Below are 12,743 nucleotides of genomic sequence, written 5' to 3' on the forward strand. Positions count from 1 at the left end.
TTCAGGTTTGGCAATTTGCAAACAGGGCCGCCCTGTCTTTTATCAAGATGCGGCCGTAACCGATTTCAATTAAATCCAAATCCTCTAATCGGTGTAGGCTTCTGTGTAGCGTAGGACGGGAAACAGCCACCATCTCTGCCAATTCTTCCTGAGATACTATGATCCAGCCATCGTGTTTGGACGTTCCCTCGTCCAGATGAAGCAAACGAAGAGCCACCCTTTTCTCGGCCCCGGTTACAAGAAGGTTGGCAATAACCCTCAAAGCAGTCCGCATATTGTAGTGGGTCAATGCGTAGAAATCTCGGATATAGTCCGGATGTTTCTGTACAAGGCTATTGATCCGCGCACTTGGAAAAAACAGTACTGTAGTCTCGCAAGTTGTCACTACACTCATCAATCTGAATGAGTTCGCGAACATTGCCAGATCACCAAACCAGAAACCAACTCCTTGGCGGTGAAAGACTAAGTCCTGCCCATCATCTGCCGGAACAGCCAATAAAACCCCACCATCCAACACAGCGTACAGCCCATTGACCGGATCACCGTGATGGTACAGCGTTTCACCAGTTTCAAACGCCCGCACCATCCCGCAGTTCAATAAATCTTCCTGGAAACATTGCGAGCGCTCGGCAAACCAAGTGGCTTCCCGCAAGAGGTTCATATTATTAACTTTATCAAACATTAGTAATTTCCAATGTGATCATATGATAAATTTAAAGTCCACCTTTTACCATACAGTAAAAGAGTTCGATTCCTTCACGAGCTACTCTGCCAAAAGGTCGAGCAAATTTTCTAAAATGGTTCAATTTCCTTATGTTGAACCTTTTTTTTCAACAAGACTCTTTGGGTCCTTCGACCCATATAGATCGGGAGAAAACCATGTCACCACCACGTTTGACGACCATGAATTGGCGAATTGGGCTTCGCCGGATTGCTGTGGCGACTTTCGCCGTGGCCTTGGCGCTGCCAGCTTGGGCGCAAGACCAAAAGCCCAATATTCTGGTGATCTGGGGCGATGACATTGGCCAGTCCAACATCTCAGCCTACACCATGGGACTGATGGGGTATCAAACTCCGAATATTGACCGTGTAGCCAAGGAAGGCATGATCTTCACCGACTATTACGGCGAACAATCCTGTACGGCCGGCCGCTCGTCCTACATTATGGGTCAGTCGGTATTCCGGACTGGATTGTCAAAAGTTGGCTTGCCGGGTGCCGATTTGGGTATGCAGGTCGAAGACCCCACCATAGCTGGGCTTTTGAAAGACCACGGCTATGTAACCGGGCAGTTCGGAAAAAACCACCTTGGCGATAAGGACGAACATCTTCCCACAAACCACGGTTTTGATGAGTTTTTCGGAAACTTGTATCATTTGAACGCCGAAGAAGAACCGGAAAATGAAGACTACCCCGGTGATGCTGTTCTTGCTGACGGTCGCACGTTCCGCGAAGCCTACGGTCCCCGAGGCGTCATTAAGTCCAAAGCCGATGGAACAATCGAAGACACCGGCCCGCTAACTAAAAAGCGTATGGAGACGGTTGACGAAGAAACGGTCGCTGCGGCAATTGATTTCATCAAGCGCGCGAACGAACAGGGTCAACCCTTCTATGTTTGGTGGAATGGTACTCGCATGCACTTCCGAACCCATGTCAAAGACGAAATGCGCGCCCAGGCGAACGAGATCTTTGGCGGAGTGGCAGACGAGTACACTGCTGGTATGATCGAGCATGACATGCATGTCGGCCAATTGCTGGATTTACTGGATGAGCTTGGCATCGCCGACAACACGATCGTCCATTACTCGACCGACAACGGCCCGCACATGAACACGTGGCCAGACGCGGCCGCAACGCCATTCTGGGGTGAAAAGAACACCAACTGGGAAGGTGGCTGGCGTGTGCCGTCGATGGTGCGGTGGCCTGGCAAAATCGAAGCCGGTTCCGTCACAAACGAAATCGTGCATCATATGGATTGGTTGCCAACCTATCTGGCGGTCGCCGGTGACGCAGATATCAAAGAAAAGCTGAAAGCCGGATATAGCTCGGCTGCTATGGGCCGTGACTACAAAGTGCATCTGGATGGATACAACATCTTACCGTTGTTGACTGGTGAGGCGGCTGAAAGCCCACGTCGTGAAATCTTCTATTTCTCGGATGATGGCGACCTTACGGCATTGCGTTTTGACGATTGGAAGCTGATCTTCCTTGAGCAGAAAGCATGGGCAACCCTGCGCGCATGGATCGAACCGTGGACAGAGCTTCGTATCCCTCTGATTATCAACCTGCGTCGCGACCCATATGAACGCGCCTATCGGACGTCCAACACCTATTACGACTGGCTGCTGGATCGAGCGTACTTCTTGGTACCTGCCCAGCAATATGTCGGTAACTTCTTGGCAACATTCCAAGAGTTCCCTCCACGCCAGAAAGCTGCCAGCTTCAATCTGGATCAGGTGATGGAGAAATTGGCCACTCCGACAAACAACTAATGTCGACAGCAAGACTTCAGGGGGCCGTTTCAACAACAACGGCCCCTTGCGATTTTCAGACATAAGGAATTGATCATGAAAGCCGTTCTTCTCTCTGGGCTTCTCTCGATTTCAGCGGTTTTTGCTTATGCTGATCCGCTGCCCAGTTGGCAGGATGCCGAATCCAAGGCCCGCATTATCGATTTTGTACGCTCTGTCACTGACCCCCAGGGGATGGACTATGTAACACCAGCCGACCGAATTGCCGTTTTTGACAATGACGGCACCCTTTGGGCGGAACAGCCTGTCTATTTTCAGCTCATTTTTGCAATGGACCGTCTGTCAGAAATGGCTGAAGCAGATCCGTCCATTCTGAGCAGCCCTGTTCTAGAAGCCGCCGCCAAACGCGATGTGCAAGCCATCGCTGAAGGTGGGCATGACGCGCTGATCGAAGTGATCAACGCGTCGCATTCTGGTACGAGCGTCGACGCATTCCAGGTGGCGGTCGAGGAATGGCTAAACACCGCACAACATCCTGAAACCGGCCTAAACTATGATGCGATGACCTATCAACCGATGGTGGAGCTTCTTCGCTACCTCAGAGATGAAGGATTTCGAACTTATATCGTGTCCGGAGGCGGGTTGCATTTCATGCGTGTCTTCGCCGAAGAAGGTTATGGCATTCCGCCGGAACAGGTGTTGGGTACCTATTCTGCTTCGACCTACGAAACGTTGGATGGCAAACCGGCTATCGTCAAATCGCCGGGCATCGCCTTCATCGACGACAAGGAAGGCAAGCCCATCAACATCGAACGCACTATCGGGCGGCGGCCGATCTTTGCCGCGGGCAACTCCGACGGAGATTTCGCAATGCTTGAATGGACAACTGCCGGAGACGGACCAAGGCTAGGAGTGTTGATCCATCATACAGACGCCGCGCGCGAATGGGCCTATGACCGTGAAAGTCCAATCGGGAAACTGGTGGACGGGTTGGACAAGGGGCCGGATATGGGTTGGGTGATCGTAGATATGGCCGAGGATTGGAAACGCGTCTACACTGGCTCTGACTAGATTGAAGAAGGGCCGCTAACACGATGTGGACACTGCTTGTTTCTGTCGCCGTCTTTTGCCTTTACGTGACGGCGGCCATCTTTGCTTTACGCGCGGCACAAACTGCAAGAACACCTCAAGGGGCCGTCGGTTGGGTGGTTTTCCTGATCTCGGCCCCTGTTTTTGGTGTCCCGCTGTATTTGTTTCTGGGCCATCACCGGTTTCGGGGCTACCGCATCGCGCGCAAGCAAAGCGAAAGCGTGGTCGAGGGGATCAAGACCTTCGCTGATTTTTCTAAACCCGACCCCAAAACAATGAACATAAACCCAAAGCCGTTCGAGGCTTTGGCCCATCTGCCTGTGTCCCGCGGCAATGGTGCGCAGTTGCTGGTCGACGGACGGGCCACATTCGATGCGATCTTCGAGGCCATTGACGCAGCGCGCAGCTACGTTCTTATACAGTTCTATATCGTTCGCGACGACGCTTTGGGGCAGCGTTTGCAAGCCAAGTTGATCGCTGCAGCGGAAAGAGGCGTCAGTGTTCGCTTTATGACGGACTCGGTTGGCAGCTACAGTTTGCCGACAGCCTATTTGGACAAGTTGCGCGAGGCAGGTGTCGAAATCGCCAACCCGCGTGATCGCCGCGGCCCCCAGCATCGGTTTCAGCTGAACTATCGAAATCACCGAAAGACAGTGATTATTGATGGTGAGATCGGGTTCATCGGCGGCCACAACGTCGGTGTCGAGTATTTGGGCCAGGACAAGCATTTTGGTCATTGGCGGGACACGCATATCCGGATGACCGGCCACATTGTCCGCCAGCTGCAACTGATTTTCACGGAAGACTGGCACTGGGCGCATGAAGAAGACTTGATTGACGAACTGGTCTGGGCAGGGCCGGAGTCTGATCAAGACATGAACGCCCTTCTTGTGGCAACCGGCCCAGGCGACGAAACCGAGACCGGAGCCATGATGTTTTTTGCCGCCATCGCCGAGGCCAAAACACGCCTGTGGATCGCATCGCCATACTTCGTTCCCGATATCGATGTGATGACGGCCCTTCAACACGCCGCCCTTCGCGGCGTCGATGTGCGCATTCTGGTCCCCGAAGTCATTGACCACCGCCTTCCATGGCTGGCTGCCTTTGCTTATTTCGACGAAATCCGGGACTGCGGTGCTCGTGTTTTTCGCTACACGGACGGGTTTATGCATCAAAAGGTATTCGTGGTGGACGACACTCTTGCTGCCGTGGGCACGACAAATCTGGACAACCGTTCATTCCGGCTGAATTTCGAAGCGATGGCCCTGTTTTTTGACAGCCGGGCCGCCGAGGCCGTCGCCGAAATGCTTAAGAACGATTTTGACAACAGTTATGAGCTTGAACGGAACCTGCCCGACCAGCGCGCTTATATCCGGTTCGGATCGCCCCTGGCGCGCCTGTTTGCGCCGATCCTTTAACCCATAAGCTCTTCTTTGAAGACCTGCGTCATCACGGCCACCATAAAGGCTGTGGACAGACCAAAGGCCAACAAACCTGTCACCGACGCGAAAGCACCGAAGATACGCAGGGGTTCGCCCAAGACGATGTCGCCATACCCAAGCGTCGTGAACGTCACCAACGAGAAATACAGCGCTGTGTTCCAGTCAGGCAGAATATCCCCCAGGATCCAGACCACCGCCCATAGCCAGACCTGAAACGTATGGATCGCGACGATAAACACCAATGCCACACATAACGGAGCTGCAATGGTGAAAAACCTTTTGCTGTTCTCCAGTCGCAACGCAAAGATGCGGATTACCTGCGTGCACCACGTCAGCAGAATGATTTCCAAAACGAAGCAAATCCCAAGATAGATGCTGCCCCATACGATCTGTTCAAGTAAGGTCATGTGTCCGTATCTCGTTTTGCCTTCTGAAAAAGCTCTGCAACAATGACTGGTTAGGCCCATCGGGACAACCCTGCGTGATCCGCTGCGACGAATGGAAACGAATCCGTGTCAGCGCTGGACTCCGGCTGCGTTGGGTCCACATTGTGGCGCACGGTAAGAGAGCGATCAGAATGCTGCTGAAAATCGAGAATGTTCGAAAATCCTATCCTGGAGGACGTCCGGTGCTTCAGGGTGTTTCGCTTGACTTGGACACGGCCCAAACTTTGGCGCTGACCGGTGAAAGCGGCAGCGGCAAAAGCACCCTTCTGAACCTCGCGGCGGCGATGGACAGTTTCGAAGACGGAGAGATCACGTTGGATGGCACAGGTTTATCGTCGCTCGACGACCCCGGCCGGGCCGATCTACGCCGGCATAGCCTGTCGATTGTTTTCCAGCAGTTCAATCTGATTCCGTCTTTGACGGTCAGGCAAAACCTATCCTTCCACGCCCGGCTTGCGGGGCAAGAGGATAAAGACTGGAACGCCCATCTGGCCGACCGGTTGGGCCTGTCTGATCTTTTGGATCGCTACCCCGAGACCCTGTCGGGCGGACAACAACAACGCGTCGCTATCGGGCGCGCGCTGGCGTCTCGACCCAAGCTTCTGCTTGCCGACGAACCGACGGGAAATCTCGACGAAACCGCCAGCGCGAATGTTCTGGACCTGATGTTGTCGCTGGTCTCCGAGACAGGGACCGCTCTGCTTTTGGTGACACATTCAAGCGAGATTGCAGACCGGCTGGACAAGCGTGCGCATCTCAGCGGTGGTCGCATAGCATGACGCAAGCCGTTGTTCAGGCCCTGTTGTCCCATTGGCGCGCACATCGAATACAACTCGCCACCCTTCTGATCGGGATCGCGCTGGCGACAGCGCTGTGGTCGGCTGTACAAGCCATCAATGCCGAAGCCAGGGCCAGTTATCAAAGGGCGAACAACCAGTTGGCTCTGGGGCAATTCGATACCCTTCAAGACCCCTCGGGCCTGTTTCCCTTAGCGCGCTACACCGAGCTGAGGCGTGCAGGATGGCAAGTGGCCGCCGCGCTAGAGGGCTCTATGCGCACAAACGGCCGCACGGTTCGAGTGCTGGGTGTAGATATGCTTAGCTACCCTGCCCTGCCCGCAGTTACCCAGATGGAGGAAGGCGAAACCCCTCCTGATCCGGCCCAGATACTGACCGCTCCGGGCCGATTGCTGGTACACCCTGAGTTGGCCACGTTGCTAACTGGAACCCAGGACCTGCCATCAATGGTGGTGACAGATAACCTTCCATCAGACCTGATCCTGACCGATATAGGTGTGGCCGAGGTTTTGCTGAACCGCCCCGGTCTTTTGTCCCGTGTCATCATCCTACCGAACCAACCGCGCAACCTGCCAGATCTTGCCGTTGTCGCTCCGTCTCTGGAACGGATAGACGCGGCCTCGCAACTGGACACGGCCCAACTGACCGACAGTTTCCATCTGAACCTGACAGCTTTTGGATTGCTGTCCTTTGCAGTTGGGCTGTTCATCGTCCACGGTACGGTCGGGCTTGCCTTTGCTCAGCGGCGCGCAATGATCCGCACCTTACGGGCACTAGGGGTCTCGATGCGGCGACTGGTCTGGATGATCATGGCGGAACTGACCCTTTTTGCCATCGTCGGAGGCATACTTGGCCTGATGCTTGGGTTCTTCATTGCGGGAGCTTTGCTGCCTGATGTTGCAGCCACTTTGCGCGGTTTGTACGGGGCACCTGTGAGTGGTCAGATCGCCCTGCAACCTGAATGGGTTCTGGCGGGCCTTGCGATGGCCGTCGGTGGCACCTTGCTGGCCAGCGGGCAAGCCCTGTTCCGCTTGTCCCGAATGCCATTGCTGTCGGGCGCTGGGCTTCAGACGTGGCGCGTAGCTTCGTCAGACAGGTGGCTTTCCCCTATTGCGGGCGCTTTGGCGATCCTCGGCGGTGTCGCAGCGCACCTTCTGGTCGGAGGTCTGGTAAGCGGTTTTGCCATGGTCGCCGGCTTTCTGGTCGGTGCCGCGCTCATTTTGCCAACGTTGTTATCCCTCGCGCTGCAAGTGCTGCAACGCCGAGCAACAGGCCCGATCGCCCAATGGGTATGGTCCGACATGCGCGCTCAGCTTCCCGGTCTGTCTTTGGCTTTGATGGCCCTGTTGCTGGCCCTGGCTGCCAATGTCGGTGTAGGCACGATGGTGTCCAGCTTTCGTCTGACCTTTACCGGATGGCTGGATCAACGCCTGACGTCGGAACTGTACCTGACGCCTTCCGATCAACAACAGGCGCAAGAGATTGCCAAATGGCTTGCCCCACAAGTGCACGCATTACTACCTATTCGCAACGTGGAGCTGTCCCATAGCTCGGGACCTTTGTTTTTGTACGGCGTTGTCGACGATCAGACCTATCGCGAAAAATGGCCCCTGATCGCATCTTCATCAGAAACGTGGGACCGTGTGATGGACGGAACTGCAATCTTGATCAACGAACAATTGGCCCGGCGCGAAGACCTTTGGCCGGGTGACGTTCTAAGCCTTGGCGCGAATCTCAGTTTGCCCATAGCAGGGGTGTATTCTGATTATGGCAACCCCACCGGACAAGCCATCGTTTCGATGGATCGCCTTGATAAAATCTCCCCCGGGGCGAAAATCCGTGGCTTTGGCATCCGAGTCCCTGAAGATCGGGCAACGGAACTGGCCCAGACCTTGCGTGACCGCTTTGATCTGCCATCGCGGTCGGTCGTTCAACAGGCGGCGATGAAGGCGCAATCCGTGGCGGTTTTTGAAAAAACATTCGTCGTCACTTCGGCGCTGAACATCCTGACACTTGGTGTCGCGGGATTTGCGCTTCTGACAAGCCTGCTGACACTGTGGACGCAGCGCTTGCCGCAAATTGCGCCGATCTGGGCGCTGGGGTTAACACGAGCGCGTCTAGCCCGGCTAGAGCTGTTGCGCAGCGTGTTGCTTGCGGCGCTGACGGCGGTTTTCGCGCTGCCGCTTGGGTTGGCGTTGGCATGGACCCTACTGGCGGTCATAAATGTCGAGGCCTTCGGCTGGCGATTGCCGATGTATCTGTTTCCATCGGATTGGGTCTATCTTCTGGTGCTTACCCTTGTGGCCGCTCTCATCGCGGCTGCTCTGCCCGCACTTCGCCTGTTACGACTGCCGCCCGCCGACCTTTTAAGGGTGTTCGCCAATGAGCGTTAAATATGTCCTCTTGATACTGACTTTGCTGTTGCCAAGCATGGCACAGAGCCAAGGCTACGCCGGTTTGGGCGGCTCGGCAGAAGGGTTCGACGTACCTCAAGAAGGTTATGATTTCAGCTTTCCGCAAGATCACGGTCCGCACCCGTCATACCGGATCGAATGGTGGTATCTAACGGCAAACCTGACCGGAGAGGATGGGCGCAGCTATGGTTTGCAATGGACCCTGTTCAGATCGGCCCTCAGACCAAACGAAGTCGAAGGGTGGCAAAGCCCTCAAATCTGGATGGGCCACGCAGCTGTCACCACACCCGAAGCGCATTACTTTGCAGAGCGCCTGTCGCGTGGCGGTATTGGTCAGGCGGGCGTCACAGCCGACCCGTTCGTGGCGTGGATCGATGAATGGTACATGCAGGGAGACGATCTGGATCGCCTGAACCTCCGCGCTCAGGGGGTGGATTTTGGGTATGATGTGTCCCTCGACGCGCAGGGTCCGTTGGTTTTCCATGGAAACGGCGGGTATTCCGTCAAATCAGCAGACGGGCAAGCCAGTTACTACTACTCGCAACCTTTCTACACCGTTGAAGGGACGCTGCGGCTGCCTGACGGCGATATCGCTGTCACGGGGCAAGCCTGGCTGGACCGCGAATGGTCATCGCAGCCGCTGGCCGCCGACCAGACCGGGTGGGATTGGTTTTCCCTCAGCTTCGATGACGGTGACAAGCTGATGGCCTTCCGCCTAAGGGGGGGCCGTGGGGACTTTACCGCCGCCACGTGGATTGCCCCGGACGGTACAACCACCTCTTTGCCCGATGGTGCTGTACGGCTCCGTCCGTTGGACACGGCACAGGTGGCTGATCGTGATGTGCCCATTCGGTGGCAGGTCACGCTGCCGGATCGCGATCTTGATGTAGAGGTATCGGCTATGACACCGGATTCATGGATGGCGACGATGTTTGAATATTGGGAGGGTCCGGTTACCGTCACTGGCAGCCACAGTGGTCGTGGCTACCTTGAAATGACCGGATACTGACTAGCGAACGACAAAAACCGAGACGTTAGAGTGTCGCACTACCCGTGCCGCATTCGGACCCAGAAGGTAGTCCTTGAAATCCGGTTTGTGCGCTCCGATCACGATCAGGTCTGACCCGGCACTATCGGCCGTTTTCAGGATTTCCTGATAGGCTGTACCGGTTGCAACCACATGGCGGACAGTCTCGTTCCGTTCCGCACCCAGCGCCGCGACACACATATCGGTCAGTTTCGTCTGCGCTTCTTCCAACGCTTTTTCATGGAAATCGGCTTGAAAGAAACCGGACACCCAGCTTTCGCCGAAATCCGGCAGAACAGTTACAACATCAAGCTGCGCGTCTTCCATCTGGGCCAAGGCAGCCGCTTTTTTGAGGACATGGACATCCAGATCACCATTGCTGATGTCGACGGCACAGAGGACTGAGTTTGTCATGCGGGCACCTCTTGTCTGGTGGCACGGCCACGTTGCAGGAAGGCGATCAGACCCAGGAATATCATCGCCGGGATATAGATCAGTTGTTTCGGAGGCTGGCTGGACGGCACACTGACCGAGGTCAGACGGACCGCCTCATCCCCGTAATAGTCAAAGATATCCAGATCATCGGCAACCGGCGCACCGAACAAGGGTTCTTCCAATTTGACCAACCCATCCTCTGGGATCAGCAACAGCCCCAGAGCTTCCACTCGCGCTTCGCCGCCCTCTTCGTCGCCGACGGTCACGACGACCGTGGTATCAGTCATCTCAAGCGTGTCAAAATCGGGGCCGGCAACGACCAGTCGCATCTCGGTTCCCGGTGGGGTTTGGCCGATCGTTTCGACCAAAGCAGCCGGTTCGACCGATGTGTACGGAGGCGCGATCCGATCCATGAAGTAGTCCGGTCGGAACAGTGCAAAAGCCACAGCGATCAGCGCGATGCTTTCATAGATACGGCTGTGGGTCAGGAAATAGCCCATTGTCCCAGCAGTGAAGACGAGGATGGCAATGGTCGCGAATATAGCGACGATTATGCCCTCGACCCAAGTGACGTCGATCAACAGCAAATCCGTGTTGAAGATGAACACAAATGGCAGCGCTACGGTGCGCAGGCTGTAGAAGAACGCGGTGAAGCCTGTCTTGATCGCGTCACCCCCAGAAACGGCGGCTGCAGCGAAGCTGGCCAAACCCACAGGCGGCGTCACATCGGCCATGATGCCGAAATAGAACACGAACAGATGTACGGCAATCAGCGGCACGATCAGCCCGCTTTGTGCGCCCAGCTCAACCACCACTCCGGCCATCAAAGAACTGACGACGATATAGTTCGCAGTGGTCGGCAGGCCCATGCCCAGAATCAGGCTAAGCAGTCCGACCATCACCAGCATCAGAATCAGGTTGCCGCCCGACAGGAACTCGACCAGATCAGCCATCACCTGCCCCACGCCGGTCAGCGTCACGGTGCCCACGATCACGCCCGCCGTGGCGGTGGCCAGCGCGATGCCGATCATGTTCCGCGCGCCGTCAATCAGGCCCTGCCATAGATCGGCCACGCCGTCGATGAACGTATCGTAAAGGTTGCTCTGACCCCGGAAGATTGCCTTGAGCGGCTTCTGCGTCACAAGAATTACAAACAGCAGCGCGGTGGCCCAAAACGCCGATAAGCCGGGCGATTTCTGTTCGATCATCAGGAAATAGACCAACACGATGATCGGCAGCAGATAGTGCAGACCCGCTTTGTAAATTTCGGCGATAACGGGCAGCTCTACCTCTTTGGCGTTGGGATCATCCGGCTCCAGATCCGGGACCTGAGAAGCCAGGTAAAGAAGGACCACATAGACCGCACACACAATCAGGCTAAGGATCAGACCCGCCGCAGACGGAGCCCACGCCGTGACCGCCTCGACCGGGAATTGCGAGCTATAGCACAGCCCTGCAAACACTAGGAAAAAGGACAGCATCCCGACAACGGTCCGCGCCAGATGCACCTCGCGATTGCCCAGCGTGGGCATGTTGCGCTTCACGGCTTCGAGGTGAACGATATAGACCAGAGCGATGTAGGAAATCGCGGCGGGCAGGAAGGCGTGGGTGATCACCTCGACATAGGAGATGCCCACATATTCCACCATCAGGAAGGCCGCAGCCCCCATCACCGGCGGCATGATCTGTCCGTTCACCGAACTCGCCACCTCGACCGAACCCGCCTGTTCACTGGAAAAGCCCACCCGCTTCATCAGTGGTATGGTAAAGGTGCCGGTGGTCACCACGTTCGCAATCGAGGAGCCCGAAATCAGGCCGGTTGCGGCCGACCCAACAACAGCCGCTTTGGCCGGACCACCCCGTAGGTGGCCAAGCGCACCAAAGGCCATCTTGATAAAGTAATTCCCTGCCCCGGCCTTATCCAGCAATGCGCCGAACAGCACGAAGAGGAAAACGAATTTCGTAGACACACCAAGCGCGATTCCGAACACGCCCTCGGACGTGATCCACATGTGGCTCATGGCTTTTTTCAGGCTTGCGCCCTTCCAGCGGATCACCTCGGGCACCCATTCCGAGGAACCGAAGAACACATAGAGCAGGAAGATCGTCGCGATGATTGCCATAGCCGGGCCAAGCGCGCGGCGTGCGGCCTCGAACAGCAGCAAAAGACCACCCAGCGCGATCCACTTGTCGGTATCATCCGCCAGACCACCGGCGTTTACGATCTTGTCGTAGAAGAAATACCCGTAAAGCGCCACAAACGCCCCAAGAGCGCCCATGATCCAGTCTTGAATGGGAATGTAGTTTCGCGGACTGGATTTCAGTGCCGGATAGGCCGCAAAGGCCAGGAACATCGCAAAAGCCAGATGGATCTGGCGCGAGTTGTTCACCACACTGCCCGGCAGAGCCACGTTGGAAATCGGCGAGGCCAGAACGACCTGAAACACCGACCAAAGCGCTGCAACGACAGCCAGAAAAATCCCGACACTGCCAACCGGATTACGCCCCCCTGCATCGGACGAGGCTACAAGCTCCTGTAGCTCTTCTTCGGATAGAGGGCGATTGGATTGGGTGTCGGAACTCATCAGGATGTCTCCCCGTCATGCGACCTTTTTGGCCTTATT

10 protein-coding genes are annotated in these 12,743 nt (G+C 55.9%); 6 read left to right on the plus strand and 4 right to left on the minus strand.

What is annotated here, in order from left to right:
• Window position 1: 1 nt before the first annotated feature.
• The gene (locus tag ACR0DX_RS12450; protein ID WP_170354253.1) at window positions 2–682 is read right to left on the minus strand and encodes a Crp/Fnr family transcriptional regulator; all 681 of its coding nucleotides are present in this window, start codon (window positions 680–682) and stop codon (window positions 2–4) included.
• Window positions 683–903: 221 nt separating this feature from the next.
• On the opposite strand from ACR0DX_RS12450, the gene ACR0DX_RS12455 reads away from it, so the two are divergent.
• The 3 genes from ACR0DX_RS12455 to cls all read left to right on the plus strand — a co-directional run bounded on the left by ACR0DX_RS12455 (window position 904) and on the right by cls (window position 4,976).
• Entirely contained in the window at window positions 904–2,490 is a 1,587-nt protein-coding gene (locus tag ACR0DX_RS12455; protein ID WP_170354430.1) for an arylsulfatase, read from the plus strand.
• 75 nt (window positions 2,491–2,565) lie between these two features.
• The gene (locus ACR0DX_RS12460) at window positions 2,566–3,540 is read left to right on the plus strand and encodes an HAD family hydrolase (RefSeq protein WP_170354254.1); all 975 of its coding nucleotides are present in this window, start codon (window positions 2,566–2,568) and stop codon (window positions 3,538–3,540) included.
• Between the two features lie 23 nt (window positions 3,541–3,563).
• Entirely contained in the window at window positions 3,564–4,976 is a 1,413-nt protein-coding gene (gene cls, locus ACR0DX_RS12465) for a cardiolipin synthase (RefSeq protein WP_480846304.1), read from the plus strand.
• Here the strand turns inward: cls and ACR0DX_RS12470 are convergent.
• Window positions 4,973–5,407, minus strand: coding sequence for an ion channel (locus tag ACR0DX_RS12470; RefSeq protein ID WP_170354256.1), 435 nt, complete (start codon window positions 5,405–5,407; stop codon window positions 4,973–4,975). The genes cls and ACR0DX_RS12470 overlap by 4 nt on opposite strands.
• Before the next feature lie 170 nt (window positions 5,408–5,577).
• On the opposite strand from ACR0DX_RS12470, the gene ACR0DX_RS12475 reads away from it, so the two are divergent.
• The 3 genes from ACR0DX_RS12475 to ACR0DX_RS12485 are packed head-to-tail and all read left to right on the plus strand — an operon-like array spanning window position 5,578 to window position 9,666.
• Window positions 5,578–6,225 (plus strand): ABC transporter ATP-binding protein, encoded by a 648-nt coding sequence (locus ACR0DX_RS12475; protein ID WP_170354257.1) that lies wholly within the window; start codon window positions 5,578–5,580, stop codon window positions 6,223–6,225.
• The gene (locus ACR0DX_RS12480) at window positions 6,222–8,636 is read left to right on the plus strand and encodes an ABC transporter permease (RefSeq protein WP_170724291.1); all 2,415 of its coding nucleotides are present in this window, start codon (window positions 6,222–6,224) and stop codon (window positions 8,634–8,636) included. The genes ACR0DX_RS12475 and ACR0DX_RS12480 overlap by 4 nt, the downstream gene beginning before the upstream one ends.
• Window positions 8,626–9,666, plus strand: coding sequence for a lipocalin-like domain-containing protein (locus ACR0DX_RS12485; RefSeq protein ID WP_170354259.1), 1,041 nt, complete (start codon window positions 8,626–8,628; stop codon window positions 9,664–9,666). Before ACR0DX_RS12480 ends, ACR0DX_RS12485 begins: the two co-directional genes overlap by 11 nt.
• On the opposite strand, the gene ACR0DX_RS12490 is transcribed toward ACR0DX_RS12485, so the two are convergent.
• Both ACR0DX_RS12490 and ACR0DX_RS12495 read right to left on the minus strand, forming a co-directional pair.
• Window positions 9,667–10,098, minus strand: coding sequence for a universal stress protein (locus ACR0DX_RS12490; RefSeq protein WP_170354260.1), 432 nt, complete (start codon window positions 10,096–10,098; stop codon window positions 9,667–9,669).
• Window positions 10,095–12,704, minus strand: coding sequence for a TRAP transporter permease (locus ACR0DX_RS12495; protein ID WP_170354261.1), 2,610 nt, complete (start codon window positions 12,702–12,704; stop codon window positions 10,095–10,097). The genes ACR0DX_RS12490 and ACR0DX_RS12495 overlap by 4 nt, the downstream gene beginning before the upstream one ends.
• Window positions 12,705–12,743: the final 39 nt, after the last annotated feature.

This window comes from Ruegeria sp. D3 (assembly GCF_056534465.1).

Coding starts and splice junctions, on each gene's coding strand:
- ACR0DX_RS12450 (WP_170354253.1), bottom strand. CDS start 682: ATGTTTGATAAAGTTAATAATATGAACCTCTTGCGGGAAGCCACTTGG.
- ACR0DX_RS12455 (WP_170354430.1), top strand. CDS start 904: ATGAATTGGCGAATTGGGCTTCGCCGGATTGCTGTGGCGACTTTCGCC.
- ACR0DX_RS12460 (WP_170354254.1), top strand. CDS start 2,566: ATGAAAGCCGTTCTTCTCTCTGGGCTTCTCTCGATTTCAGCGGTTTTT.
- cls (WP_480846304.1), top strand. CDS start 3,564: ATGTGGACACTGCTTGTTTCTGTCGCCGTCTTTTGCCTTTACGTGACG.
- ACR0DX_RS12470 (WP_170354256.1), bottom strand. CDS start 5,407: ATGACCTTACTTGAACAGATCGTATGGGGCAGCATCTATCTTGGGATT.
- ACR0DX_RS12475 (WP_170354257.1), top strand. CDS start 5,578: ATGCTGCTGAAAATCGAGAATGTTCGAAAATCCTATCCTGGAGGACGT.
- ACR0DX_RS12480 (WP_170724291.1), top strand. CDS start 6,222: ATGACGCAAGCCGTTGTTCAGGCCCTGTTGTCCCATTGGCGCGCACAT.
- ACR0DX_RS12485 (WP_170354259.1), top strand. CDS start 8,626: ATGAGCGTTAAATATGTCCTCTTGATACTGACTTTGCTGTTGCCAAGC.
- ACR0DX_RS12490 (WP_170354260.1), bottom strand. CDS start 10,098: ATGACAAACTCAGTCCTCTGTGCCGTCGACATCAGCAATGGTGATCTG.
- ACR0DX_RS12495 (WP_170354261.1), bottom strand. CDS start 12,704: ATGAGTTCCGACACCCAATCCAATCGCCCTCTATCCGAAGAAGAGCTA.